Source organism: Pseudomonas arsenicoxydans (assembly GCF_900103875.1).
GTDB lineage: Bacteria > Pseudomonadota > Gammaproteobacteria > Pseudomonadales > Pseudomonadaceae > Aquipseudomonas > Aquipseudomonas arsenicoxydans.
In genome coordinates, this window is the sequence record NZ_LT629705.1 from 4,640,804 (window position 1) to 4,666,185 (window position 25,382).

Annotated in this window: 19 protein-coding genes and 1 tRNA gene; 8 read left to right on the top strand and 12 right to left on the bottom strand. The window is 59.7% G+C overall.

The window, feature by feature from the left end; genetic code table 11:
• Positions 1–39: 39 nt before the first annotated feature.
• Complete coding sequence (locus BLQ41_RS21725; protein ID WP_090184120.1) at positions 40–1,362, top strand: OprD family porin; 1,323 nt, start codon at positions 40–42, stop codon at positions 1,360–1,362.
• Positions 1,363–1,370: 8 nt separating this feature from the next.
• Here BLQ41_RS21725 and BLQ41_RS21730 read toward each other — a convergent pair.
• From BLQ41_RS21730 to fdnG, 7 genes are all read right to left on the bottom strand, one after another.
• A tRNA-Sec gene (locus BLQ41_RS21730) sits at positions 1,371–1,466 on the bottom strand.
• Positions 1,467–1,472: 6 nt separating this feature from the next.
• Positions 1,473–3,380 carry a selenocysteine-specific translation elongation factor gene (selB, locus tag BLQ41_RS21735; protein WP_090184123.1) on the bottom strand — a complete coding sequence of 636 codons (1,908 nt, stop codon included), beginning with the start codon at positions 3,378–3,380 and terminating at the stop codon, positions 1,473–1,475.
• A complete protein-coding gene (selA, locus tag BLQ41_RS21740; RefSeq protein ID WP_090184126.1) occupies positions 3,377–4,798 on the bottom strand; it encodes an L-seryl-tRNA(Sec) selenium transferase in 1,422 nt (473 codons plus the stop codon). The genes selB and selA overlap by 4 nt, the downstream gene beginning before the upstream one ends.
• Before the next feature lie 50 nt (positions 4,799–4,848).
• Positions 4,849–5,775, bottom strand: a complete 927-nt coding sequence (gene fdhE, locus BLQ41_RS21745) for a formate dehydrogenase accessory protein FdhE (RefSeq protein WP_090184129.1) — start codon at positions 5,773–5,775, stop codon at positions 4,849–4,851.
• Between the two features lie 4 nt (positions 5,776–5,779).
• A complete protein-coding gene (locus BLQ41_RS21750; protein ID WP_090184132.1) occupies positions 5,780–6,433 on the bottom strand; it encodes a formate dehydrogenase subunit gamma in 654 nt (217 codons plus the stop codon).
• On the bottom strand, positions 6,430–7,365 hold the full coding sequence (gene fdxH, locus BLQ41_RS21755; RefSeq protein ID WP_090184134.1) for a formate dehydrogenase subunit beta: 936 nt from the start codon (positions 7,363–7,365) through the stop codon (positions 6,430–6,432). Before fdxH ends, BLQ41_RS21750 begins: the two co-directional genes overlap by 4 nt.
• Positions 7,366–10,431: a formate dehydrogenase-N subunit alpha gene (gene fdnG, locus BLQ41_RS21760; RefSeq protein WP_157695037.1), complete on the bottom strand. Its 3,066-nt coding sequence runs from the start codon at positions 10,429–10,431 to the stop codon at positions 7,366–7,368. It abuts the gene before it with no gap.
• Between the two features lie 266 nt (positions 10,432–10,697).
• Here fdnG and BLQ41_RS21770 point away from each other — a divergent pair, with 266 nt between their 5' ends.
• From BLQ41_RS21770 to BLQ41_RS21790, 5 genes are all read left to right on the top strand, one after another.
• A complete protein-coding gene (locus BLQ41_RS21770) occupies positions 10,698–11,852 on the top strand; it encodes a MalY/PatB family protein (RefSeq protein WP_090184143.1) in 1,155 nt (384 codons plus the stop codon).
• 210 nt (positions 11,853–12,062) lie between these two features.
• A complete protein-coding gene (locus BLQ41_RS21775) occupies positions 12,063–12,920 on the top strand; it encodes an SDR family oxidoreductase (RefSeq protein ID WP_090184145.1) in 858 nt (285 codons plus the stop codon).
• Positions 12,921–13,019: 99 nt separating this feature from the next.
• A complete protein-coding gene (locus tag BLQ41_RS21780; RefSeq protein ID WP_090184148.1) occupies positions 13,020–14,363 on the top strand; it encodes a cation:proton antiporter in 1,344 nt (447 codons plus the stop codon).
• 192 nt (positions 14,364–14,555) lie between these two features.
• Positions 14,556–14,846: a hypothetical protein gene (locus BLQ41_RS21785; protein ID WP_090184150.1), complete on the top strand. Its 291-nt coding sequence runs from the start codon at positions 14,556–14,558 to the stop codon at positions 14,844–14,846.
• 1,184 nt (positions 14,847–16,030) lie between these two features.
• On the top strand, positions 16,031–16,507 hold the full coding sequence (locus BLQ41_RS21790) for a hemerythrin domain-containing protein (protein ID WP_090184153.1): 477 nt from the start codon (positions 16,031–16,033) through the stop codon (positions 16,505–16,507).
• 55 nt (positions 16,508–16,562) lie between these two features.
• Here the strand turns inward: BLQ41_RS21790 and BLQ41_RS21795 are convergent, their stop codons facing one another.
• Positions 16,563–17,099, bottom strand: a complete 537-nt coding sequence (locus tag BLQ41_RS21795; protein ID WP_090188737.1) for a hypothetical protein — start codon at positions 17,097–17,099, stop codon at positions 16,563–16,565.
• An 86-nt stretch (positions 17,100–17,185) separates the two neighbouring features.
• Positions 17,186–19,108 carry a hybrid sensor histidine kinase/response regulator gene (locus tag BLQ41_RS21800; protein ID WP_090184157.1) on the bottom strand — a complete coding sequence of 641 codons (1,923 nt, stop codon included), beginning with the start codon at positions 19,106–19,108 and terminating at the stop codon, positions 17,186–17,188.
• Positions 19,109–19,254: 146 nt separating this feature from the next.
• Here BLQ41_RS21800 and BLQ41_RS21805 point away from each other — a divergent pair, with 146 nt between their 5' ends.
• Positions 19,255–20,010: a DJ-1/PfpI family protein gene (locus BLQ41_RS21805; RefSeq protein WP_090184160.1), complete on the top strand. Its 756-nt coding sequence runs from the start codon at positions 19,255–19,257 to the stop codon at positions 20,008–20,010.
• On the opposite strand, the gene BLQ41_RS21810 is transcribed toward BLQ41_RS21805, so the two are convergent.
• The 3 genes from BLQ41_RS21810 to BLQ41_RS21820 form a co-directional block, all read right to left on the bottom strand.
• Positions 19,991–20,893 carry a zeta toxin family protein gene (locus BLQ41_RS21810; protein WP_090184163.1) on the bottom strand — a complete coding sequence of 301 codons (903 nt, stop codon included), beginning with the start codon at positions 20,891–20,893 and terminating at the stop codon, positions 19,991–19,993. The two genes, BLQ41_RS21805 and BLQ41_RS21810, sit on opposite strands and share 20 nt — an antisense overlap.
• A 127-nt stretch (positions 20,894–21,020) precedes the next feature.
• Complete coding sequence (locus BLQ41_RS21815; protein ID WP_090184166.1) at positions 21,021–23,300, bottom strand: ATP-dependent DNA helicase; 2,280 nt, start codon at positions 23,298–23,300, stop codon at positions 21,021–21,023.
• Entirely contained in the window at positions 23,297–24,901 is a 1,605-nt protein-coding gene (locus BLQ41_RS21820; protein WP_090188740.1) for a VRR-NUC domain-containing protein, read from the bottom strand. The genes BLQ41_RS21815 and BLQ41_RS21820 overlap by 4 nt, the downstream gene beginning before the upstream one ends.
• 236 nt (positions 24,902–25,137) lie before the next feature.
• Here BLQ41_RS21820 and BLQ41_RS21825 point away from each other — a divergent pair, with 236 nt between their 5' ends.
• A complete protein-coding gene (locus BLQ41_RS21825; RefSeq protein ID WP_090184169.1) occupies positions 25,138–25,362 on the top strand; it encodes a YgdI/YgdR family lipoprotein in 225 nt (74 codons plus the stop codon).
• Positions 25,363–25,382 lie beyond the last annotated feature (20 nt).

The following is a 25,382-nucleotide window of genomic DNA, read 5'->3' on the forward strand; positions in this document are numbered from 1 at the left end:
GGATTTTTACGCAGTCGCTGCGCCCATGGTGATTGATCGATGAAGTTTGGCAAGCAAGACTTTCGCGCCGGTTTGTCCCTCTGGATACCCGCGCTGTTCGCCGGCACAGCGCTGGCTGACGAATCCGCACAAGGCTTTCTCGACGGCGCAACGCTTGATGTGCTCAGTCGAAACTTCTATTTGAACAGTGATTACCGATCCCCCTCTTCGACTGGTAAAAGCTACAAACAAGAGTGGGCTCAAGGCTTTATCGGCGCTTTTGAATCTGGTTTCACACCAGGGCCAATCGGGTTTGGGCTCGATGCCCATGCCTTTGCGGGCTTTAAACTGGATAGCGGCAAGGGGCATTCCGGGACGGGATTGCTGCCCGTGGACGATGAAGGCCGCAGCGAAGACAACTATTCCAGTGGCGGTGGCGCGCTCAAAATCAAGGCTTCGCGCACCACCTTGGCATTCGGTGAAATGATGGTCGAAACCCCGGTGTTCGACACCGCGGACAAGCGCCTGCAACCAGAGTACGCCACCGGTTTTCTGCTCAATAGCCACGAGATCGATGGGGTCAATCTAGTCGCCGGTCATTTCACGGCGTTCAAGAACCAGGACAGCTCTTCAAGCAAGGGCAACTTCTATGGTTACGGCGCCAACACCGAGGCCGGCGGTATCAGCTTTGTCGGCACTGACCTGTTCACCCAGAGTCCTGTCGGCGGTTCGCTCTATGCGTCCCAACTCACCGACACCTGGTATCAGTACTACGCCAACCTGCATCTGAAACAGCCCGGGGTGTTCCTCGACGCCAATCTCTACCACACGCGGGACACCGGCGAAGCGCTGGCCGGCGCCATCGACAACACCGCGTTCAGCCTGTCGGGCAAGTACACGGTCGATGCGCACGCCTTCACCCTCGCCTATCAGAAAATCAACGGCGACACGCCCTTCGATTTCGTTGGCGGCGATTCGATCTACCTGGCCAACTCGATCAAGTACGCCGACTTCAACGGCGCCCACGAGCAATCATGGCAAGCACGGTACGACTTCGATTTCAGTACCTTCGGGATTCCCGGCCTGAAATTCATGACGCGGTATGTCACGGGCAGCCAGATTGACGGCACCCACGCCCCACAGGGCGGCGCCTATAACCCGTTCGATGCGTCGACCGGTGAATACGTGCCGCAACAAGGCGATGGCGGGCGTCATTGGGAACGCGACATTGACCTGCACTACATCGTGCAATCCGGTGCGGCCAAGGGATTGTCCCTGCAACTGTCCCATGTGTCGCATCGGGCCAACGCGGCCCAGGCGGGCGATGATATCGACAGGGTGTATGTGGTTATCGAGTACCCGCTGAACTTGGGGCATCTCTGAGCGGAAAATGGCGGAAGGCAGCCGGAGTCGAACCGGCCCGGGAACGGATGCCGTCCCCAACCGGGTTTGAAGCCCGGCCGCGCCACCGGGCGCGATTGCCTTCCTTGACGTCAGTGATCGTTGGGTTGAGCCAAGGCATTGTCCAGGCGTATATGACGCTTGTCGCCCATGCGACGGGTCAGGCCGAGCCGGTCGAAGTACTCGAGAATCTGAATGCTGCGCTTGCGTCCCAGGCCGACTGCATCGCGAAACGCCGTGACCTGAATGACCGGGTTCTGCGCCGCCAGTTGCACAAGCATAGCCGCCAAACGACGCAGGATCGCATCGGTGTAAAACAGGTCACGAACGACTTGATGCACCAACCCCAACCTCGCCATTTTGCGCAATAACAGGCGCACCGCCGCTTCGTCATGGCCCAGGTCACGCACCCAAGGCGCATCGAAACCGGCCTGTTCGAACAGCGGCTGCAGGCGTTGCCAGAGGGCTTGATCCTCTTCGCTCAAGCGCACCTGATGTTGCGGTAAATGCAGCCAAGGGCCGCTGGCCAGGATGGCGCCACTGGCCAGCAACTCGTCGACCAGGCGGATGAATGTCAGTCGATCCAGCGCTGTTGCGCAGAAGCGCCGAAGTCGATCCCGGTCTGGTCCCATTTGATCCGGTTCGAGTTGATGAAAGCGCGCCAGATGCTCCAGCAGCGCGGCCTTCGAGGCGTCCCAACGCGCTGCGCTGAACAGCAACGACCCTTGGCGCGTATTGATCAAACGGATATCGGCCGGCAAAAGCCAGGTGTCACGCGGCCGGTTGAACCGACGCTCAATGCGCTGCGGATCGAGCCCGGTGTCGCTGTTCACCAACAATGCAGGCAGAACGTCTTCCAGTTCGGTGCATGTCGCGAGCGCCTGTAGCTGCGCCAATCGCTCGGGACTGCGGCGTTGGCGGGTCGGCGCGAGCGGGTCGAGCACCCGGCCACCGCCCAGGGTGCGTTGCGCGCTCTGGGCGCGCAGAATCAAAGGGTCGCCCTTCACCGCCTGCACCGGCGCATTCAACAGGATCTGCGCAAACATTCGCTCACCAGGCGCCAGGCTCGAACCCTCCAGCAACGCCACTCGCCCAGTGACATCCTGGGTGCCCAAGTGAATATGCACCGGCTGAAAATGCTCAAACGCCTTGGGCTCGCTGGCCAGCAAGCGCAGGTCGATATCCAGGCGCTGGGTCGGTGCGTACAGCCACTCGGCTACCAGCCAGTGGCCACGGTGAATCTGTTCCAACGCCAACCGCTCCGCGCTCAGGTTCAAGGCGACACGCTGCCCCGCCACCGCCGTGTCTGCCGCTTGATTTTGCGCGTGCAGTCCTCGCACCCGCACCGCTTTGCCCAACGGACCGAGCGTCAGCGTGTCGCCCACGGCAACCTGTCCGGATAACGCGGTGCCGGTTACAACGATGCCGGCGCCGGCCACGCTGAACGCGCGGTCAATCGCCAAACGAAAACCACCGAGGGTGCTGCGCTGATGGACCTCACGTTGTGCGTGAAGCAAGGCCTGTCGCAACGTCTCGACGCCCTCCCCGGTCACGCTCGACAGTGCAATCTGTGGCGCGTCGGCAAAGGGGCCCGGCGCCAATAATTCTTCGACTTGTTCGCGCACCGCCTGCACGCGGGCCGGATCAACGCGGTCGCATTTGCTGATTGCCACCAGCGCCTGTGGGATGCCCAGCAGTTCGACAATCGCCAAATGTTCGCGGGTCTGCGGCATGACGCCGTCATCGGCCGCGACCACCAGCAACGCCAGGTCGATCCCCTGGGCCCCGGCCAGCATATTGTGGGTGAAACGCTCGTGACCGGGCACGTCGATAAAACCGGTCAGTGGCGCGCCCGGCTCCAATGCGGCGTAGAGATAGCCGAGGTCAATGGTCATGCCGCGTTCGCGCTCTTCGCGCCGCCGGTCACCAGCCTGGCCGGTCAATGCCTGGAGCAACGCCGTTTTGCCGTGGTCGATGTGCCCAGCCGTGCCGACAATCACCCTTGCACCTGCAATTGATCGAGTTGCGCCAACCACGCGGCTTCGTCGTCCAGTTGCCGCAGATCCAGCCACAACGCGTCGTCGTCAATCCGGCCCAGCACCGGAATGCTCAACTGGCGAAACGCTGCCTCAAGCGCCAGCAATTGCCGGCCACGCAGACGCTTGCTGACCAGCGGGCGCAGGCATAACGCCGCGCTGGGCAATCGCGCCACCGGTTGGCTACCGCTGCCGATCATGCCCAATGCCGGCACCGCGCTGACATTCCATTCCTCTCCCACCGCCTGCGCCAGGGACGGTTGCAAGCGCTCAGCCTGGGCGAGGATGTCGGCCTGCGCCCGGGTCAGCAGGCGCAAACTCGGCAACCGCTCGGCTAGCCGATCCGGATAGCGGTACAAACCCAACACCGCTTCGAGCGCCGCCAGGGTCAGTTTGTCGACGCGCAATGCGCGCTTGAGCGGGTTCTTCTTGATCCTGGCGATCAGGTCTTTGCGGCCAACGATCAATCCGGCCTGGGGGCCGCCCAGTAACTTGTCGCCGCTGAAGGTGACGATGTCCGCGCCGTCGATCAGCGCCTGGCGCACCGTCGGCTCGGCGGGCAAACCCCAGCGAGTCAGGTCCAGCAAACTGCCACTGCCGAGGTCTTCGAGCAGCGGCAATCCGTGTTTATGCGCCAGCGCCGCCAGTTCCGCGGTCGGCACGCGTGCGGTGAAACCTTCAATGTTGTAGTTGCTGGCGTGCACGCGCATCACCAGACCAGTGCGCGGGCCGATGGCCGCTTCGTAATCGCGGGCATGGGTACGATTGGTGGTGCCGACCTCATGCAACCTGACCCCGGCCCGGGCCATGATGTCGGGAATGCGGAACGCCCCACCGATTTCGATCAGTTCGCCCCGGGAAATAATGCCTTCCTTGCGTGCGCCCAGGCTGTTGAGCGTCAGCAGCACGGCGGCCGCGTTGTTGTTGACCACCGTCACCGCCTCGGCGCCGGTCAGCTCGCGGATCAGGCCTTCGATCAGGTCATCGCGGTCGCCGCGCTTGCCGCTGTGCAGATCGAATTCCAGGTTGAGCGGATAGCGTGCGGCCATTTGCACCGCGTCGATGGCTTCCTCCGGCAACAACGCGCGACCGAGGTTGGTGTGCAGGACCGTGCCGGTCAGGTTGAACACCCGGCGCACGTGACTGCGTTGCTGGTTCGCCAGGCGTTCGCCGGTTCTGCCGGCCAGCACCTCAGGGGTGATTTCAACGGCGTCGAGTTGCCCCGAAAGCACCTGCTCGCGCAGGTCATCAAGTAATTGCCGCAGGCTGGCCAGCAGCGCATCCCGCCCATAGCGCTCGGCCAATGGCTGGCACGCCGGATGACGCAACAAACTGTCGATGGAAGGCAGCCGCAAGGCTGGGCTGGCGGATCTGGCAGACATCAGGCGCTCCCGCAAACGTTGACCGTCGCGCCTGAGTGTAGCCGTTGTGCTTAATCGCCTCCCGGAGCGAGCAGAAGATTCGGTGCCGCGCGCAAGTAGCCTTCCTGCTCCAGGCGCATGTCCAGCATCAGGCTAGTCAGGTCAGCCGAGAGCGCTTCCGCCTCGGCGTCGTTTTCCAGATAAAGCAGTTTCAGGTAGTGGTGGCAGCCGGGACAGGTTTCGGCGCGCAACGGCGCTTGATTGGCGGCGTGGCGGTCGTCATCGAGGCTGACGTATTCCAGGCCTTTGCTGTGCTCGCAATACACACACTTGACCCGCACCACATGCCATTCGCAGGCACACAAAGAGCACACCAGATAACGCAATCCGTTGTATTTACCGCGATGGCGAATCACCCCGGCCATGGCCGGCGACCCACAGGCCGGGCACTGGCTGAGGCTGTCGCCGGGTTTCAGTGTCAGGTCGGGCGTGCTCAGCAGCCAATGACTCCAGGCAGCCTGCAACGCGGCACCGAGAAACGGCACAAGCGCTGCCGGCAGCAATGAATATTGGCCACTGACCAAGGCGATCGCCCAGGCCTTGCGTTGCCCGGTATTGGCATTGCGCAACGCAGCGATGGCTTGTTCCACAGAGGACTTGGCCGGCGGTTGAAAACGCTGCAACAAGGCATCGAGGTACGGCAACCAGGCGTCCTCGCGCACCAGGCTGTCGGCGGCGAACGGCGGTAAACCGTGTTGCTGACAGATGCGCAGGCGTTCGGGATCGAGCGGCGCGGTGTCGGGTGGATCGTCCAGCAGCTGTTGCTGCATGCGGCACAGGTCGGTCACCAGTCGCAAGTAGTCGGCGAGTGGGTGCCCTTCAGCGAGTTTTTCCAGGCGCTGCGCCCGCAAGGCAAACAGATTGATCGGGGGCAAGTGCAAAAACGGCGGTGAAGTCGCCGCCGCTTCGATCTCGCCAGGCTGAAGAATGGTCGCCAAGGGCTTATCCTTTTTTGCTGATCGGCCGGTCGGGATGCTCGTCTCGGGTCACTTCGCGATACCAGAGTTCATGGTGTTTCTTCGCCCAGGCGCGGCTGACCCAGCCATGCACCATGGCGCTGATCGAGCCCTTGATCCAGATGCCGGCATAAATGTGCACGATGATGCTCAGCACCAGCACGAAACCCGCCAACGCATGCAGCAGCATCGCCCAGCGAATGGCGGTGATGCCGAAGTACACGCTGAAGTAGGCGCGCCAGATCACCAGCCCGCTGAACAGCAACACCAGCATGCACAGCAGCAACGTCCAGAACAGCAGTTTCTGCCCCGGGTTGTACTTGCCGACCGGGGGCACACCCTCTTCTTCATTACGGATCACCCGCCCGATGCGCTTGAGCCACAAGCCGTCATTGCTGATAAAGAAGTTCGCCCGAAAGAACTGAATCACCAGGCCCAGGAACAGCACAAACATCACCACGCCCATGAACGGGTGCAGGATGCGTGTCCACGGCCCGCCGCCGAACAGGTTGCTGAGCCAGAACAGTGCCGGGTGGAACAACGCCAGGCCGGACAGCGCCGCCATGAAAAACAGGATCGCCACCAGCCAGTGATTGGTGCGCTGGTTGGCGGTGTAGCGAAGGATCTGTTTACGGATCATGGCCGGTCCTCCCGTTTCGGATCATAGGTATGCACCGATGGATCGACTTCATGCACCGCCGGGTCTTTGAACGGCGGCAGTTCATCCTCCTCGATCACTTGCGGGCCGATGCGCACGTAATGGAAGAACCCGGCCAACACCGCCAGGCCCATGGCCAACAACCCCAAGGGCTTGCTCACGCCTTTCCACAAGTGCACCAACGGACTGATCGTCGGGCTGGCCGGCAAACCGGCGTAGAGCGCCGGCGTGTCCGCGTGGTGCAGCACATACATCACGTGCGTGCCGCCGACACCTTCGGGGTCGTACAGGCCGGCGTGGTCGAAGCCGCGACTTTTCAGGTCGACGATGCGTTCGGCGGCGTGTTCCTTCATGTCTTCCTTGCTGCCGAACACGATGGCGCCGGTCGGGCAGGTTTTCACACAGGCCGGTTCCAACCCCACTTCCACCCGGTCCGAACACAAGGTGCATTTGTACGCCTTGTGATCTTTCTGCGAGATCCGCGGAATGTTGAACGGGCAGCCGGTGATGCAATAGCCGCAGCCGATGCAATGATCCTGATCGAAATCGACGATGCCATTGGCGTGCTTGATGATCGCGCCGGGGCTGGGGCACGCCGCCAGGCAACCGGGTTCGGCGCAGTGCATGCAGCCGTCCTTGCGGATCAGCCACTCCAGATTGCCGGCGTCGGTTTCGTGCTCGGTGAAACGCATCAAGGTCCAAGTGTCGGCGCTGAGGTCCTGAGGGTTGTCGTAGGTGCCGAGGTTGTGGCCGACCTCGTCGCGCAGCTCGTTCCATTCCGAGCAGGCGACCTGGCAAGCCTTGCAGCCGATGCACTTGGTGGTGTCGATCAGCTTGGCCACTTCCTCCTGATTGCGCACCGAGGACGGCACGGTGGTGGTGGCCGAACGGGCGATGATGTCTTGGCTGGCCATTTAGACTTTCTCCACGTTGACCAGGAATGACTTGGATTCCGGGGTCTGAGTGTTGCCATCGCCGAGGAACGGCACCAGGGTGTTGGTCAGGTAGCCGTGGCGCGTGAGTCCGGTAAAGCCCCAGTGCAGCGGGATACCGATCTGGTGCACGACCTGACCGTTGACTTGCAGCGGCCGGATTCGCTTGGTGACCACCGCTACCGCTTCGATATGGCCACGCTTGGAACTGACCCGGACCCGGTCGCCGGCGACGATGCCTTTCTCCTTGGCCAGCACTTCACCGATCTCGACGAATTGCTCGGGCTGGGCAATCGCGTTGAGCTTGCAGTGCTTGCTCCAGAAGTGGAAATGCTCGGTCAGCCGGTAGCTCGTCGCCGCGTATGGATAATCCTTGGCCACGCCGAGCGAATCCCACACCGAATCGAAGATCCGCGCCGCCGGGTTGCTGGTGGCTTTCTTGTTTTGCGGGTGCAGCGGGTTGATGCCGATCGGCGTCTCGAACGGCTCGTAATGCTCGGGGAATGGGCCCTCGTTCATCTTGTCGACGGCGAAGAATCGCGCCACGCCTTCGGGGTTCATGATGAACGGATTCATCCCCGCTTCCGGTGGCACGTCAGCCTTGTAGTCGGGCACATCGGTGCCGCCCCAGACTTTGCCGTTCCACCACACCAGGCGTTTTTTCTCGTCCCATGGTTTGCCTTGCGGGTCCGCCGAGGCACGGTTGTAGAGAATCCGCCGGTTCGCCGGCCACGCCCAGGCCCAGCCCTGATGTTGATGCATGCCGTAAGGGTCGCTGTTGTCGCGGCGGGCCATCTGGTTGCCGGTCTCGGTCCAGCTGCCGCAGAAAATCCAGCAGCCGGACGCCGTGCTGCCATCGTCCTTGAGCTGGGCGAACCCGGCCAGTTGCGCGTTGCCCTTGATCGCCGCGCCCGTGGCATCGGTGAAATCGCTGACCGCGTAGCCGTTGATTTCCTTCGCCAGTTCTTCCGGCGACGGCTCCTCGGGCATCTTGTAGGGCCACGACAGTTTTAGGATCGGCTCGGCGTAAGCGCCACCATTGGCTTGATAACGCTGGCGCAGCCGTATGAACAACTCGCCCATGATGCGGATGTCGGTGCGAGCTTCGCCCGGGCCTTCGGCGCCTTTCCAGTGCCATTGCAGCCAGCGACTGCTGTTGACCAGCGAGCCGTCCTCCTCGGCGAAACAGGTGGTGGGCAGGCGAATCACTTCGGTCTGGATGTCCGCACTCTTCACATCGTTGTACGGCCCGACATTGCGCCAGAACTCCGAGGTTTCAGTCGACAGCGGGTCCATCACCACCAGCCATTTCAACTTGGCCAGCGCCGCCATCACCCGGTTCTTGTCAGGCAACGCCGCGATAGGGTTGAAGCCCTGGCACATATAGCCGTTGACCTTGCCCTGCCCCATCAGGTCGAACACTTTGAGGATGTCGTAGTTGGGAATGTCCAGCTTCGGCAAATAGTCATAGGCCCAATTGTTCTCGGCCGTGGCGTTGTCGCGGTACCAGGCTTTCATCAGGCTGACGTGGAATTTGCTGTAGTTCTGCCAATAGGACAGTTGCCCCGGACGCAACGGTTTCTGCGTGCGTTTGACGATGTAGGTGTTGTAATCCTGCTCGGCATCCGTCGGCAAGGTCAGATAACCCGGCAGCGAGTTGGACAGCAAGCCGAGGTCGGTCAGGCCCTGGATGTTGGAGTGCCCGCGCAAGGCATTCACGCCCCCGCCCGGCATGCCGACGTTGCCCAGCAGCAATTGCACCATCGCGGCGCTGCGGATGATTTGCGAGCCAATCGAGTGCTGGGTCCAGCCCAGCGCATAGAGAATCGTCATGGTCTTGCCCGGTTGCGCGCAAGTAGCGATCTCGTCCCAGATTTTTTGCATGGCGTCGACCGGCATGCCACAAATCTGGCTCGCCAGTTCAATGGTGTAGCGGCTGTAATGCTGCTTCATCAATTGATAGACGCAGCGCGGGTCCTGCAGGGTCGGGTCGATTTTGACGAAGCCGTCCTCACCGAGTTCATAACCCCAGCCGGACTTGTCGGTATAGCTGCGCTTGGCGACGTCGTAACCGCTGAAGATTCCGTCCTCGAAGCCATAGCCGGCTTTGACGATGAAGGACACGTCGGTGTAATTGCGCACGTATTCGTGCTGGATCTTGTCCTGGGCCAGCAGGTAGTTGATCAACCCGCCCATGAACGCGATGTCGGTGCCGGTGCGTATCGGCGCGTAATAGTCAGCCACCGAGGCCGTGCGGGTAAACCGCGGGTCGACCACGATCAACCGCGCCTTGTTGTGCGCCTTGGCTTCGGTCACCCATTTGAAGCCGCAGGGGTGCGCTTCTGCTGCGTTGCCGCCCATCACCAGGACCAAGTTCGCGTTGGCGATGTCGGTCCAGGTATTGGTCATGGCACCACGGCCGTACGTCGGGGCAAGACTTGCCACCGTCGGGCCGTGTCAGACACGCGCCTGGTTATCAAACCCCAGCATGCCGAGACTGCGAATGACCTTGTGGGTGATGTAGCCCGCTTCGTTGGACGCCGCCGACGCCGCCAGGAACCCCGTGGTCAGCCAGCGATTCACCGTTTGGCCCTGGGCATTCTTCTCGATGAAGTTGGCATCGCGGTCGGCCTTCATCAGGTCGGCGACCCGGTCCAGCGCTTCATCCCAGGAAATGCGTGTCCATTCGGTGCTGCCCGGCTTGCGCACTTGCGGATATTGCAGGCGGCCGGGGCTGTGAATGAAGTCCAGCAAACCGGCGCCTTTGGGGCACAGGGTGCCGCGGTTGACGGGGTGGTCGGCATCGCCTTCGATGTGGATGATGCTTTGCGCAACGTTTTTGGCGGTATCGCCCTGGCTGTACATGATGACGCCGCAGCCCACCGAGCAATACGGGCAGGTGTTGCGGGTTTCATGGGTGTGGGCGAGTTTGAAATGGCGTACCTGCTCGGCGAAGGCTGTCGCGGGGAGCATGCCCAGCGCGCCGAGGCTCGAGCCCGCAAGGCCGATACCAGCGACCTTGAAGAACTGACGACGGTTGAGGTCCATCGTGCACTCCTGATCAGGTGGAGACCCGGTACTTTTGCCGGGTTTTTCTTGACGATCACAGTGGCGGCAGCGTGACTACCGACATCTGAAACTTTAGCCAATGGGAGAACTGACTGCCTGGAAACCGACCATCGGGCAGTGCCGGATGTCAGCCATCACACCTGACACTGTGGGAATGTGTTGTTCGCACCATTAGCGTCTCGCTCCCACAGGGCTTGGCGTTTATCATTGCGCCACGTTCAACCACGCTTTCTACGAGACTGAGCATGACCTTCGATTTTGATCAGGTGTTCGACCGCCACGACACAGGCAGTACCAAGTGGAGCCGCTACCCCGCCGATGTATTGCCAATGTGGGTCGCCGACATGGACTTCGCCGCGCCGCCGGTCATTGTCGAAGCCCTGCGTAAACGCCTCGAACACCCGATGGTCGGCTACAGCGTGCCTCAGGATGATCTGCGCGCGGCCGTCATTGCCGACCTCTGGAACAAGTACGCCTGGCGCGTATTGCCGGAAGAACTGATCTTCCTGCCGGGCGTGGAGTCGGGTTTCAATATGGCCCTGAAGGCGCTGGTCGAGCCGCAGCAGAACGTGGTGGTCCAGGTCCCGAACTACCCGCCGCTGCGCCATGCGCCGGGTCACTGGGGTTTGCACAAGGTTGAACTGGAATTCGATGCATTGGCCGACGGCACTTATGCCACGCAACTCGACGCCTTGAGCCAGGCGCTCAAAGGTGGCGGCGCGCTGCTGCTGAGTAACCCGCATAACCCGCTGGGCAAGGTCTTCCCGCGGGAAGAACTGCAAGCGGTCGCCGACATCTGCCTGGAGCAAAACGCCTGGATCATCTCCGATGAAATCCATGCCGAGCTGTGTTTCGACGGGCGTGTGCACATTCCGACCGCTTCATTAAGCCCACAGATCGCTCAGCGCACCATCACGCTGATGTCGGCGAGCAAGGCTTACAACATCGCCGGCCTGAAAACCTCCTTCATGATCATTCAGGACGCTGCGGTGCGCGCTCGGGTCAATCATGCGCGTTGCGGCATGGTCGACAGCGTCAACCCGTTGGGCATGGAAGCGACGCGCGTCGCGTACAGCGAAGGCGGTCCGTGGCTGGCCGATTTGAAGGCGTATCTGCAAAGCAATCGGGATTATTTGGTGGACGCGGTTCGCACCCGGCTGCCGGGCGTGACAATGAACATCCCGCAAGGCACGTACCTGGCGTGGCTCGATTGCTCAGCCCTGGGTCTGGACAATCCGCAACAGTTCTTCCTCGAAACGGCCAAGGTTGGCCTGAGCCCGGGACTGGATTTCGGCGATAACGACCGGCAGTTCGTGCGCCTGAATTTCGGCTGCCCGCGGGCGTTGCTTGAAGAGGGTCTGGCGCGAATGGAGCGCAGCCTGCTCAACCTCAAGGCCTGACCCTGCCCAGTTGATCGTTCCCACGCTCTGCGTGGGAATGCAGTCCGGGACGCTCTGCGTCCCAAGAGCGGACGCAGAGCGTCCATTGCGGCATTCCCACGCAGAGCGTGGGAACGATCTATGAAAGAGGCTCCGAAATCCAACCGAACTCAAGGCAAAAACCCAAGGTCAACCCTTTGACTCTTGTGCCTCGAGAACGGAGATTTCCCGATGATTGACTACCCAAAACCACCCTTCAAGAAACAAGGCCAGCCCGTTCCCGGCTCGCAAAAGAAAATGGATCCCTACCCGGACTGCGGCGAGCAAAGCTATAAAGGCTCGGGCCGGCTGGACGGCAAGATCGCCCTGATCACCGGGGCTGACAGTGGTATCGGCCGGGCGGTAGCCATTGCCTTCGCCCGTGAAGGCGCGGATGTCGCCATTGCCTACCTTAATGAACACGAAGACGCACAGGAAACCGCACGCTGGGTCGAACAGGCCGGGCGCCAGTGCGTGCTGCTGCCCGGCGACATTGCGCACAAAGCGCAATGCCAGGCCCTGGTCGACAAGACCGTCGAGCGCTTTGGCCGGATCGATATTCTGGTCAACAACGCCGCCTTCCAGATGACTCACGAGCACTTCGAAGACATCCCGGACGAAGAATGGGTCATGACTTTCGACGTGAACATCACGGCCATGTTCAGGATCTGCCAGGCCGCGCTCAAGCACATGAAGGCCGGCAGTTCGATCATCAACACCAGCTCGATCAACTCTGACATGCCCAAACCCTCCCTCCTCGCCTACGCTACGACCAAGGGCGCGATCGCCAACTTCACCGGCGGCCTGGCGCAGATGCTCGGGCCAAAAAACATTCGGGTGAACTGCGTGGCACCGGGGCCGATCTGGACACCCTTGATCGTCTCGACCATGCCCAATGAAGAAGTGCAGAACTTCGGAGCCCAAACCCCACTGGGGCGGCCGGGTCAACCGGTGGAAGTGGCGCCGATTTATGTGCTGCTGGCGTCGGACGAGGCCAGTTACATCACGGGGCAACGGTATGGCGTCACGGGCGGCAAGCCGATGTTGTGATCGCGCCTGTCGTTTCCGTCTTGCACCTCACCGGGCAAGCGTAACGTTCGTTTGATCACCTTGAACCCGCCCACACGTGCCCCCTGACGAGTACCGATCATGAGCTTTATTATATGGGTGGCCGTGTTGGGCGCCGTGCTGCTGACGCTGGCACTGACCTCGTCGTACCTGCGCTGGATGCCGGTGACCACTTCAGCCGTCTGCCTGGCGCTGGGGGTCGGCATCGGGCCGGCAGGGCTCGGCCTGTTGAAACTCGACATTGATGACGCTTCTGGCTGGATGGAGCACCTGACGGAAGTCGCGGTGCTCTTTTCATTGTTTGTCTGCGGCTTGAAATTGCGCTCGCCGCTGAAGGAAAAGAACTGGCGGATCGCCTTCGGTCTCGCCGGTCCGGTCATGGTCTTGACCATCGGCGGCCTCTGCCTGTTGCTGCATTACGGGCTGCAGTTGTCCTGGGGGGCCTCGATGCTGATCGGCTCCATTCTGGCGCCGACCGACCCTGTGCTCGCAGCCCTCGTCCAGGTCAACGACGCAAGGGACGACGACAGCGTGCGCTTTGGCCTGTCCGGTGAAGCCGGACTCAATGACGGCATTGCGTTTCCGTTCGTGATCCTTGGGCTGCTACTGCTGCAACACGATGGCAACCCCGGATGGCTCGGCGACTGGGCGCTGGGCAGTGTGCTCTGGGCGGTTCCCGCCGGATTGCTGACGGGATACTGGATGGGACGCGGTATTGGACGGGCAACATTGTCGCTGCGGATCAAAAATGATGACAGCACGCTGTCCCCGAACGACTACCTGGCCCTCGCCCTGATCGCCCTGGCCTATGTCGGCGCCGAGTCCATCCACGCCTATGGTTTCTTGTCTGTGTTCGCTGCCGGCCTGGGGTTGCGTCAGGCCGAGGTGAAATCCACCGGCGAATCACAACCGCCCGCCGAGCACCTGGTTCAACCCGTTGTCGGTCATCAGAACGTTGAACCGCAGCACGCCGTGCATGGCGATACCGAGCATCTGGAAGACACCCAAGTCGCAGCGGGGATCATGATGGGAGACATGCTCGCCTTCGGCAGCCTGGTGGAGCGGGCGATGGAAGTGTTTCTGGTGACGCTGCTTGGCGTAGTGCTGATCGCGCACTGGGACTGGCGTGCGTTGCTGGTCAGCGGGGTGTTGTTTTGCCTGATTCGGCCCTTGAGTGTCGCAGTCATGCCCTGGGGCGGGCTGCTCGATCGGCGGCAGCGGCTGTTGATTGGCTGGTTCGGCATCCGTGGCATCGGCAGCCTATATTACCTGTTCTATGCCTTGAACCATGGGCTGGATCACTCGGTGGCGACGCTGTGCACTGACCTGACGTTGTCGGTGGTTGCCTTGAGCATCCTGATTCACGGGGTCAGTACCCAACCTACCCTCGCCCATTACGAACGCAGCAAGAAACGGTTTTTTTGATTTTTTGCTGTGTAATTAGTTGTTGACCTATCGAATTTTCATCTCAAAAAAAATTAAATCCCTGGGGAACCCGTCAGTCACAACGTTAATGCCGTCTGTGTTTTGTCAGGCAAGCAGGAACGACAGTGTACGGTTCCACTGTGGCAACGATGCCGTTCAAAAGGGACCTCGGATAACAATAAGGTGCCCGTCATGACTCAATGTTCGTCCCCCGATCAGATCAAGGCCTGCCGCACGTTCGCTCTGGAACGCAATCGGCAGATGTTCGAAGAAGCCCAGTTGCTGAGCCGCTGTGCCTTTGAATTGCTTGAAGGCGGCGATCTGGATGTGGAGCTGTTTGAGCGATATCGGACAATGCGCAGAAAAGCTGATGAGAAGTTTCAGGAAGCGATTGAGCACTTGCGATTGCTCAATGAAGATTTTCCGCCGATTCCGGTGTGTGCGAACCATTCCCAGCGTTTGCGTGATTCACTTGAGCTCTGAGCGTGGACCTGAAAAGCCTGGCCTGGTTGTTGGGGTTGGGGTTGGGATTGGGATTGGGATTGGGATTAGGTACATATCCGTTTCTGCAGTAACGGCGGCTATTGGTTCCGCTCTTACAGCGGGTTACTTGGAAAAGCGCCAAGTAACCAAGCGCTTTTGCCCCTGACGTTCGGTGCCTCGCTAAGGCTCGGCATGCCCTCGCTCCGGTCCTGCTCCGTGGGCCCGCCGCCATCGGCCATCCATGGCCGGGGGCGGCTAACCCGGCATCCATGCCGGGTTGCCCACTGCGCAGAACCTCCACTCGGCCTCTCGAGGGGGCGTGTACCGCAAAAGCAAAGCGAGGCGGCCTGCCGGCCGGCCTGATTCTTCAACGCTGACGCGTCCTGATCGTTCCCATGCTCCGCGTGGGAATGCATCCCGTGACGCTCCGCGTCACCCTTGCGCAAGACTCAAGCCGGTGTCGACAGCGGAACGCAGAGCGTCCCCGGCGGCATTCCCACGCGAAGCATGGGAACGATCAACGACAAGATCAACAGCATCGCGAGCAGGCTCACTCCCACATAAAGCAGAGCAGGCCGGCGCACCGCTGTTGCTCCTCACCACTCATCAGGCCGAGCGTTAGCTCGCCTTCCGCTTTTGATTTTGATCTTGATCTGCCCCATCGGAAGGCCGAACGCAGGTTCTGCGCAGTGGGCAACCCGGCATGGATGCCGGGTTAGCCGCCCCCGGCCATGGATGGCCGATGGCGGCGGGCCCACGGAGCAGGACCGGAGTGAGGGAATGCCGAGCCACAGCGAGGCACCGTACGTCAGGGGCGAAAGCGTTTGGTTACTTTGCGCTTTTCAAAGTGACCCGCCGTCAGGGCGGAACCAATAGTCGCCGTGACCCAAGTAACGGATATGCCCACAATCCAATCCAATCCAACCTAACCCAACCCAACCCCAAAACTTTCTTAAGTGAACAGTCTAGTTGCCAGGATCTATGGTGCCGCGAAGTGCATGAGTCAAATTCCAGACTCATGCAGCCTGCACGAATGCAGTTCGCCAGCAGAGCGCTCAACCCATTGTTTTACATAGAAATTACGTGACTGAAAAAGTAGGCACGACAAATGCTCCAGGACCATAAGCGACCTTCGGCCTTGAGACCGATAGCGCACCCCCAAAGATTACCTGAGAGATTTGACCATGAACGCCATCGACCTGTTGAAAGCCGACCATGAACGCGTAAAAAGCATCCTGACCCAGTTGAGCGAGTCCACCGAACGTGGTGTGAAAAAACGCACCGAACTGCTGGCCAAGCTTGAAATGGAGATCACCATCCATACCCGCCTCGAAGAGGAAGTCTTGTACCCCGCGTTCAAAAAAGCGGGCGGCAAGGAACAAGACGTCATGTACTACGAAGCCAAGGAAGAACATCGCACCGTGGATTCGCTGGTACTGCCTGACTTGAAAGCCACCGATCCTTCTACCCCGGAATTCGCAGGTCGAGTCAAAGTGGTCAAGGAATTGCTGGAACACCACATCGAAGAAGAGGAAACGGAAATGTTCCCGCAAGCCAAGAAGCTGCTGGGCAAGACCACTCTGGAAGAGCTGGGTGCACAGATGGAAACGCTCAAGGTTCAATACAAGAAAGAACTGACCGCGTCCAACATGGCAGCGTGATGAAGTGCATTGATTCACCAGGCCCGGCAACCGCCGGGCCTTTTTATTGTGCGGATCAGCCGCCGGGGTTGGTGACCTGGATGTACACCGCGTACATGCCCAGCAATACCCAGAACGTGGCAAAGATCCACGGCGTGCGCACGGAAAACAGCAACGACTTGCGATACCCCTTGTGGGACGACTCCATCTCGCTGAACAGCGGAGACTCATCGTACGCCAACCCCATCAATGGCTCGGCGCGCAGCAATTCACTCTGCTTGAAATGCCAATGATCGATGATGTCATAGGCGGCACGGATGCCCGGCCAGGCGTTGAGCGAACTGAGCAATCCCAGTAACGCCAGGAACGCCGGTACCACCAGCGTGAAGAGTTTCCCCCACTCCGGATTGAGGTTGGACATGCAGGAAGCAAAGGCAATCACCAGAAACGATTGCGCGGCCAGATAAGCGTCGGTTCGATTGGCGAGGATGCTGGTTTCGTACTGGATTTCCCGGCGGTAAAAATCCAGGCGTTCCTTGGGTGAGCCGAACATCTTCGCATTATGTTCGGTCAGGGCCTCTTCGGCCGGTGGCTCGGTCAATATTCTTGGCACGGCAATCACATAAGTCTGGGAAAACGTTTAGAAGAAACGTACCCGGGCAAAGTTCAGCCGAATCTCAAAGCGCCCTCCCGCCCTGCTCACTTCATGGCCAGGGCGATGACTTCCACCAGGTTGAGTTGGGTAAAGGGCTTGGACAAGCGCGGAAGTTTGGCGGCGAAGCCTTCCAGCCGCTCGGCATAGCCCGTGGCAAGGATAATCGGCAGGCCGGGTTTGAAGAACCGTATGGCCTGTGCCAGTTGCGCTCCATTCATCTTCGGCATGGCCATGTCGGTAATGAGCAGGTCTATGTGCTGCTCGTTGTCGAACTGCTCAAGCGCTTGCGCTCCCGATGTCGCACTGATTACCCGATGCCCGAGATCCTCAAGCAGCAGGACGGTGCTGGTCAGCACCAGACTGTCATCGTCCACCACCAACACGCACAACTGCTCCACGGGAGGGGGCTGTGCCGACTCCATGACGGGTTTGACCACCGACGCGCTCGTGGCGGCAGGTATCCAGAGCTCGGCGGTAGTGCCTACGTCTTTCTGGCTCTTGAGAATGAACCGTCCGCCCAATTGTTCGATAAACCCATGGACCATCGACAACCCCAGCCCCGTGCCTTTGCCGATGCCTTTTGTGGTGAAGAACGGGTCTTTCGCCGACGCGAGTGTGGCTTCATCCATCCCTTCACCTGAATCGCTGATAGTGAGGCAGACATAATCGCCTGGTGCCAAGTGCAGGGCTGATTGATCGCTGGCATCTCCCGTCTTGGCACTGATGACGATTCGGCCGCCCTTGGGCATGGCGTCGCGGGCATTGGTAGCGAGATTCAACACCGCCAACTCGAGCTGATTGAGGTCGGCCATGACAGGAACGAGCCCGGGTGCAAAACGTGTTTCGAGTGTCACTGAAGGCCCGAGCGAGCTACGCAACAGGCCGGTGATGCCTTGCACTAACCCGGGTAAATCGACTGATTCGGACTTGAGTTCCTGACGCCGCGCAAACGCCAGCATGCGTTGGGTCAGCGACACCCCGCGCATCGCACCCTGAGTGGCGTTATCCAGCAAACGGGTGACTTTCGGATCGTCACCCACGCGCTTGCGCACGATTTCCAGGTTGCCGAGGATGACGGTCAGCAGGTTATTGAAGTCGTGGGCAATCCCCCCGCTGAGTTGACCGATGGCCTGCATCTTCTGCGCCTGGAACAACGCCTCGCGGGTTTGCTCCAGGGCCTGCTGCGCCTGCGTGGCTTCGGTGATATCCCGAGTGATCTTGGCAAAGCCGAGTAACGTGCCGGTTTCGCCCCAGATCGGGTCGACCACCACATGGGCCATAAACCGCGTCCCGTCCTTGCGCACGCGCCAGGCTTTGTTTTCGAAGCGCTTCTCGCGCGTTGCGATCTCCAATGCCCGTTGCGGCTCACCGGCAGCGCGGTCTTCCGGGGTATAGAAAATCGAAAAATGCTGGCCAATGATTTCTTCGGGGCGATAACCCTTGATGCGCTGGGCGCCCAGATTCCAGTTGGACACGCGTCCATCCGGGGCGAGCGTATAGATGGCGTAATCCGTGACACTTTGGACCAGCAAGCGAAACTGCTGCTCGCTTTGCTTGAGGGTTTCTTCGGCCATTTTGCGGTCGGTAAGATCACGGGTGATCTTGGCAAAACCCAACAGCTTGCCCGATGGATCGATGATCGGATCAATCACCACGTGCGACCAGAAATGCGTACCGTCCTTGCGTACACGCCAGCCTTCGCCTTCGAAACGACCCTCGCCAATTGCCGTGTCCAGCGCACGTTGCGGCAAACCGGCCAAGCGATCTTCTTCGGTATAAAAGCGCGAGAAGTGCTGACCGAGAATCTCCGCCTCCTCATACCCTTTGAAACGCTTGGCGCCGGCGTTCCAGCTGGTGATGATGCCGTCTGGATCAATCATGTAAATGGCATAGTCCACCACGGCATCGATCAGCAGACGAAAGCGCATCTCCTCGACGGAATAGGTTCTGGACTGGTTATCACTCATCGATCACACCCGTGATTGTTATTGTTATGGAGTATGCGACAAACCGTCGGTTTGGTAAGCATGAAAACGGTTGAGGACTGGAGCATAACGCTCACACCGCCTATTCTCGACGCCTATTGCCACCCTGGCCGATGCAAGGCACCCCGATGATCCTGATTCTGCTGCCCACGTCTGATTACGATCCCACTGAAAGCAGCGTTGTATGGCAAGCCATGCGCCAGGCCGGTATCGAGGTGCGCTTTGCAACACCCCAAGGTCTGCCCGCCTACGCCGACTCACGTCTGGTGAACATTGGCTTCGGTCCGTTGAACCCTTTGCTGATGACCCGTGATACTGATCTTGCCCACTACGCCCGCATGATCGAAGACAAGTGGTTTCGCCAACCGATGGCCTATAACGATGTCGACTGCAATCAGTACGACGGACTGCTGATTCCGGGTGGCCATGCCAAGGGCATGCGCAGTCTGCTGGAGTCAGACCAGGCGCAACGGATCGCCCTGCATTTTTTCAAGGCTGACAAACCGGTGGCAGCAGTGTGTCACGGCGTGTTGTTACTTGCCCGTACCATCGATCCAGATACCAGGCATTCGGTGTTGCATGGACGCAAGGTCACTGCCTTGCTGGCCAGCACCATGGAGTTGCCGGCCTGGGTAATCACCGCCCCTTGGCTTGGACGCTATTACCGGACCTATCCGCAAACCGTCGAAGCAGAAGTCACGGGCGCCCTCGCCAGCCCTGCGCATTTTCAGCGAGGCCCGTTGCTGGCGCTCCGTGATTCAGCGGACGAACCCCTCCGCGGTTTCGTTGTGCGTGATGGTCAGTTGCTGACCGCTCGCTGGCCAGGAGACTGCCACCGGTTCGCCGCTGAATGGCTCCGACTTCTTATCGGTAAACGTATTTGACGATGTAAGAGTACAAATCGTTGTAGACAACGGCAGGGACAAGCTGGTCGTAGGTTTGGGCTTTGAGCAACGCCAAATGGCAGTCTTTTACCATCTCGTCACGTTCTCGCGGGGTGCAAACATGGTTATTGATGATGTTGGCATAGGTGCTGTTCGGCGTCGGTGCCGTTGAAGGTGTGGGTGCAGGAGTGTCAGCTTTCGGGTAGGTGAAATGAGCACGTTGGACGCGCTCTTTCAACGATCCAGGCCCGCGCTCATACAAGGTGATTTGTGAGCCGTCGACTGCTTTGGAGGCGACCTCACAGGCCAGGATGATCGCGTGCGCAAGACTCATGCTGGCATCAAGGACCGCGTAGCTGACAAAGCGTTCGAGTTCCTGGTTTTCCAGGCTCTTGAGTGCGCGCTTGATGCTCGATACGTGGGCGAATTCCCGCGTACAGCCGACGATATGCGTTTCGAATTGATACCCGGCGGCTGTGGCCAGGGGTGGAAACGTGGCGAAAGTGATTCTGTCGAACGCGCACTCCATGATGATGTTGTATTTGAGGGTAAAGGCTTCAGTGAAGATCTTTTCGCTGACTTCCTCTACAAAGGCTTGTGTGTGCTCGTAGGCGTGCAAGACGCCGAGTTTGATCATCTCTGCGTATTGAGGGTGTTTTCGTCGGTATTCGGGCAGGTAGAGACGAACGTATTTGTCGTAGCGCTTTGAAGGCAACAGGTGCTTTTCCAGCAGGAAGGTTTTGCCTGCCCCTTGAAGCCCGGCAACCACCAGGATTTTCGGCGTTTGCTCGGCAGTGATACCGCGAAACAGGGTCGCTTTGATTTCGTTGAACGCTGCAGTGACCTGCTCCGGGGTGTAGGTATAACTGGGCGTAACTGACATACCTTGATTTCCTTATCAAAGAGCTGGCGGAAGTGATGGCCGGTCCTCTGAATAAAGCGCTGTTTCCGCGTTTGTTCAAATACGCGTGTCTTTCAAGATATGTCGCTGTTTTAAAAGTAAAAAACTCCTACGCTATCGAGAGAAAAGGCGCCTGTTCGACTGACCACCAGCGTGGCAGCAACTGCCTGACCTTGCTCTCGCCAAACCGGTCATCGATCAGCATCACCACGCCTTGATCCTGCTGCGTGCGAATTACCCGTCCCGCCGCCTGCACCACTTTCTGTACCCCTGGAAACAGGTAGGTGTAGTCATAACCGGCACCGAAGATGGCGGCCATGCGGTGCTTCAGTTGTTCATTGACCGGATTGAGTTGCGCCAGCCCCAGCGTGGCGATGAACGCGCCAATCAGGCGAGCGCCAGGCAAGTCGATGCCTTCGCCAAAGGCTCCGCCCAGCACGGCAAAACCGACACCCTGACTGTGCGCCGTGAATTGATCGAGAAAAGCCTGACGCTGATCTTCGGCCATGCCCCGGGACTGTGACCACTGAGTGATCTGCGGGTGTCGCTCGGCCAGTAACTGCGCCACCTGCTGCAAATAATCAAAGCTGCTGAAAAACGCCAGGTAGTTGCCAGGGCGTTGGGTAAATTGCTGTGCAATTAACTCGACGATTGGCTCGAGAGACGCTTGGCGGTGGACGTATCGGGTCGAGATCTGGCTTACGATGTGCACTTTCAGCTGGTCGGCATGGAACGGTGATTCGACATCGATCCACACCGTGTTCGTTGGGGTTCCCAGCAGGTCGGCGTAGTAATGCCGAGGGCTGAGGGTGGCGGAGAACATCACCGTGCTGCGCGCGGCCGTCAGGCGTGGGCGAATGAACCCGGCGGGCACCACGTTGCGCAGGCACAGTCGGGACAGGTGACGCTTGCGGTCGAGGTCGCGCTTGCTGATGTCAAACAGAAACTGTTCATCGAAGAGTTCGGCCACCCGGCAGAACTGCAGCATGTCGAAGTAGAAACCCTGCAAGGCGCTGTCCAGGCCCTGGGGGTGATCGTTGAGATAATCGCCAATGCTCGCGCTGCATGAAGACAGCGCCTGGAGGAGTTTTTCCGGTGCCTTGTCGTACGCCTGATACGGGGCCGTTTGCAGGTTGTGCAGGGCATTCCACTCTCGATTGACCCGCTGTAACGACTTTTTCAGCGCCTCGGGAGCGACTTTTCGCACCCAATCAAGGGTCGACTGCTCAAGACTGGCGCTGTACATCTGCCGGCCGCGCTCCACCAGGTTATGGGCTTCATCCACCAACACCGCGACTTTCCAGTTGTTGGCCTGAGCCAGCCCGAACAACAGCGCGCTGAAATCGAAATAGTAGTTGTAGTCGGCGACCACCACGTCTGCCCAGCGGGCCATTTCCTGGCTCAGGTAATAAGGACAAACCTCATGCGCCAGGGCAACCTGGCGAATGGCGGCCTGGTCGAGCAAGCTCAGCTTACTGGCGGCTTGGCGAGCGGCGGGCAAACGATCATAAAAACCATGGGCCAACGGACAGGACTCACCGTGACAGGCTTTGTCCGGGTGTTCGCAGGCCTTGTCACGGGCGATCATTTCCAGCACCCGTAACGGTGGCGCAGCGGTGCTTTGAAGGATCACTTGCGCGGCGTCCAGCGCCAGTTTGCGCCCCGGGGTTTTCGCGGTAAGAAAGAACACCTTGTCCAGTTGCTGCGGCGCCAGGGCCTTGAGCATCGGGAACAGCGTGCCCAGGGTCTTGCCGATTCCGGTTGGCGCCTGAGCCATCAGGCAGCGCCCGGTGCTGACCGCCTTGAACACTGACTCAGCCAGATGCCGTTGCCCAGCACGAAAGCTCGAATGGGGAAACGCCAACTGCTGCGCCGCGTGATTGCGCGCATCGCGGTGGGCCATTTCCTGCTCGGCCCAGTGCAGAAACAACCCGCAGTGATGTTCGAAAAACTGCTGCAGCTGCGCAGCGCTGAAAGCTTCGACCAGGCAGGTTTCCTTTTCACTGACGATGTCGAAGTACACCAGCGCCAGATTGATCCGGGCCAGTTCCAGCTTCTGGCACATCAGCCAGCCGTAGATTTTCGCCTGTGCCCAGTGCAACTGACGGTGGTTGGCCGGTTGTTTGCTCAGGTCGCCGCGATAGGTTTTGACTTCCTCCAGGCAGTTTTGCGCAGGATCGTAACCGTCTGCCCTGCCCTTCACGGACAAGGTTCGGTACAGGCCTTCGAGGGCCACTTCGCTTTGATAGCCCTCGCTGCGCCGTGAAGCGACGGTGCGGTGCCCGACGATGCCTTCCAGCGCCGTGGGCGACGGGGTAAATCGCAGGTCCAGGTCGCCAACCTTGGCGGTGAACTCACACAACGCCCGCACCGCGATGCTGTAGCTCAAGCGCTCTGCTCCGACCATTGCACGTAACAGACGGCGATAGGCATCTGGTGTTCGTGACAAAACTCCAGCCAACGCAACTGGTTGTCCTGCAAGCGGTCGCCGGGGCCTTTGACTTCGATCATGCGGTAGGTCTTGTCTTGCGGCCAGAACTGGATCAGGTCCGGCATGCCGGCGCGGTTGGCCTTGATGTCCATCAGCAGACGATTGAACCAGTGCTTGAGATGCTCGGGCGGCAGGCAATCGAGGGCCTGGTCCAGCAGTTCCTGGCTCAACGCGCCCCAGAACACGAACGGCGACTGCACGCCCCACTTGGCGACATACCGCTCACGCAGGGTCTGTACGTAGCGCCCGTCATCGAGTTCGGCAAGACACGCCTCAAACAACCCCGCCCGACGAGCATGGAAGTCCTCGTTGAGCAGATCGACCGGCCCGCGCTGGAACGGGTGAAAAAAAGCGCCTGGCAACGGGGCAAAGATTGCTGGCCAGCACAGCAGTCCAAACAACGAGTTGATCAGGCTGTTTTCGACGTAATGCACTGGCGCCGAATCCTGCGCCAGATGTGCTTGAACGTAATATTCCACCGACAGCGCTGGATCGACTCTGGGCAATTGCAGGTCCAGGCGCTGCATGTCTCGAGGCGCTGGCCGTTTCATCGCCGGGCCGCCCAGTTTGCGTCGCAGCCTGGGCAGCACACGCAACAGATGTTGATGCTCGGCGGCGCTTTCCGGCGTTTGCTCGGCGTGAGTCGCCAGGTCCATGGCCAGTTGATACTCACCGCAGCGCTCCAACACCCGGATCAACCGCACCCGTGCGCCGGGATAGGCGCAGTCGCGGTAAATGGTCAGTGCGGTGGAGAAATCCGCCAGGCGTTCGCAGTGCTGGCCAATCTGGAACAACAGCTTGCCCCGGCGTCGTTGCAGCCACGGGTTACTGAGTTCCAGTGCGTTGATTTGCTCAACGATGTCCGCCACCGCCTCACCCGCCTCGAAACGTTGCTGGCATTGGTGCAAGAACACACAGGCGTCCACGTCTTCACGGCAGCGCAGGCCTCGGGACTCGGCGCAAAATTCGACTTTCTCATAGGTGAAAATGCCGAGATCGGCCAGCACGAACTCAGACCAGTCCTGATAAAGATTGCCGAAAAACATCAACCGCAACCGGTCACACAGGCCCATGATGGTCAAGGTAAACAGGCGGTCATCGAGTTGCGGGCACCATTGGCTGAAGCTTTGGGCATCGCACAACTGTTCGCTCAGCGACGGTAGCCAATCGGACTTCTTGCCTTTGGGTTGTTCGATGACCGTACCGAAGCACTGCAGAATTTCGGCCTTGAGCAGCACATCGAACAGCTCCTCAATCGGCAAGGGCGAGTGTTCATCGATCCAGCCTGCCGCCAACAACGGCTCGGCAGCGCGGGCGATGTCACCAATCTCCAGGTAGCTCAGTTTGCCGGCCCTGAAATGCACGCCCTTGCGCATCACCATCCTGACCAGCAGTGCGCGGGACTCACGAGGTTGTCGACGGAAATCCTGGACGAAGCCCTGCTCCTCGACGCTGAGCACATCGCCATAGCGATGTTCAAGCCAATCAAGTACTTGCATGAAGTTGTTCAAGTAATAGAACGGATCGTCGAGCGGATTTTCAGTCACAGAAAAACAGGGCCATTGGAAAGTGAGTACTGGTTATGCGTACAGATACCAGCCAAGGCGTACCCGGCGCAAACAGAAAAGGATAAGCGGCGGCGCTATTTGGCAATTTGCGCGGGTTATCGAACTTTCCTTTGTTCCACGGCACCAACCGACATAGACGATTTTTTTTGGCATTGTTAGAGGTGTTTATGAATATCAGGATTCTGAGTTTGCCACTGGCCGCGGTAGCGTTTCTGGCGCTGGGCGGTTGCTCTACACCCACGGTCGTGACCTTGCAGAACGGCACCCAGTATTTGACCAAGGACATGCCGAAAACCAAGTCCAAGGATGGCTTTTACGAGTTCGAGGATATTTCCGGCGCGAAAGTGAAGGTCAACGCCAACGACGTGGCGACGGTTCGCAAGGAAGACTGAAGACTGCGTTATTGTTCATC

Excerpts from the sequence above, each read along its gene's own strand:
- BLQ41_RS21780 (WP_090184148.1), top strand. The coding sequence starts at position 13,020 with ATGAGCTTTATTATATGGGTGGCCGTGTTGGGCGCCGTGCTGCTGACG.
- BLQ41_RS21750 (WP_090184132.1), bottom strand. The coding sequence starts at position 6,433 with ATGATCCGTAAACAGATCCTTCGCTACACCGCCAACCAGCGCACCAAT.
- BLQ41_RS21810 (WP_090184163.1), bottom strand. The coding sequence starts at position 20,893 with ATGTCAGTTACGCCCAGTTATACCTACACCCCGGAGCAGGTCACTGCA.
- fdxH (WP_090184134.1), bottom strand. The coding sequence starts at position 7,365 with ATGGCCAGCCAAGACATCATCGCCCGTTCGGCCACCACCACCGTGCCG.
- BLQ41_RS21790 (WP_090184153.1), top strand. The coding sequence starts at position 16,031 with ATGAACGCCATCGACCTGTTGAAAGCCGACCATGAACGCGTAAAAAGC.
- BLQ41_RS21725 (WP_090184120.1), top strand. The coding sequence starts at position 40 with ATGAAGTTTGGCAAGCAAGACTTTCGCGCCGGTTTGTCCCTCTGGATA.
- BLQ41_RS21825 (WP_090184169.1), top strand. The coding sequence starts at position 25,138 with ATGAATATCAGGATTCTGAGTTTGCCACTGGCCGCGGTAGCGTTTCTG.
- BLQ41_RS21800 (WP_090184157.1), bottom strand. The coding sequence starts at position 19,108 with ATGAGTGATAACCAGTCCAGAACCTATTCCGTCGAGGAGATGCGCTTT.
- BLQ41_RS21785 (WP_090184150.1), top strand. The coding sequence starts at position 14,556 with ATGACTCAATGTTCGTCCCCCGATCAGATCAAGGCCTGCCGCACGTTC.
- BLQ41_RS21775 (WP_090184145.1), top strand. The coding sequence starts at position 12,063 with ATGATTGACTACCCAAAACCACCCTTCAAGAAACAAGGCCAGCCCGTT.
- BLQ41_RS21770 (WP_090184143.1), top strand. The coding sequence starts at position 10,698 with ATGACCTTCGATTTTGATCAGGTGTTCGACCGCCACGACACAGGCAGT.
- selA (WP_090184126.1), bottom strand. The coding sequence starts at position 4,798 with ATGTCTGCCAGATCCGCCAGCCCAGCCTTGCGGCTGCCTTCCATCGAC.
- BLQ41_RS21820 (WP_090188740.1), bottom strand. The coding sequence starts at position 24,901 with ATGCAAGTACTTGATTGGCTTGAACATCGCTATGGCGATGTGCTCAGC.
- BLQ41_RS21805 (WP_090184160.1), top strand. The coding sequence starts at position 19,255 with ATGATCCTGATTCTGCTGCCCACGTCTGATTACGATCCCACTGAAAGC.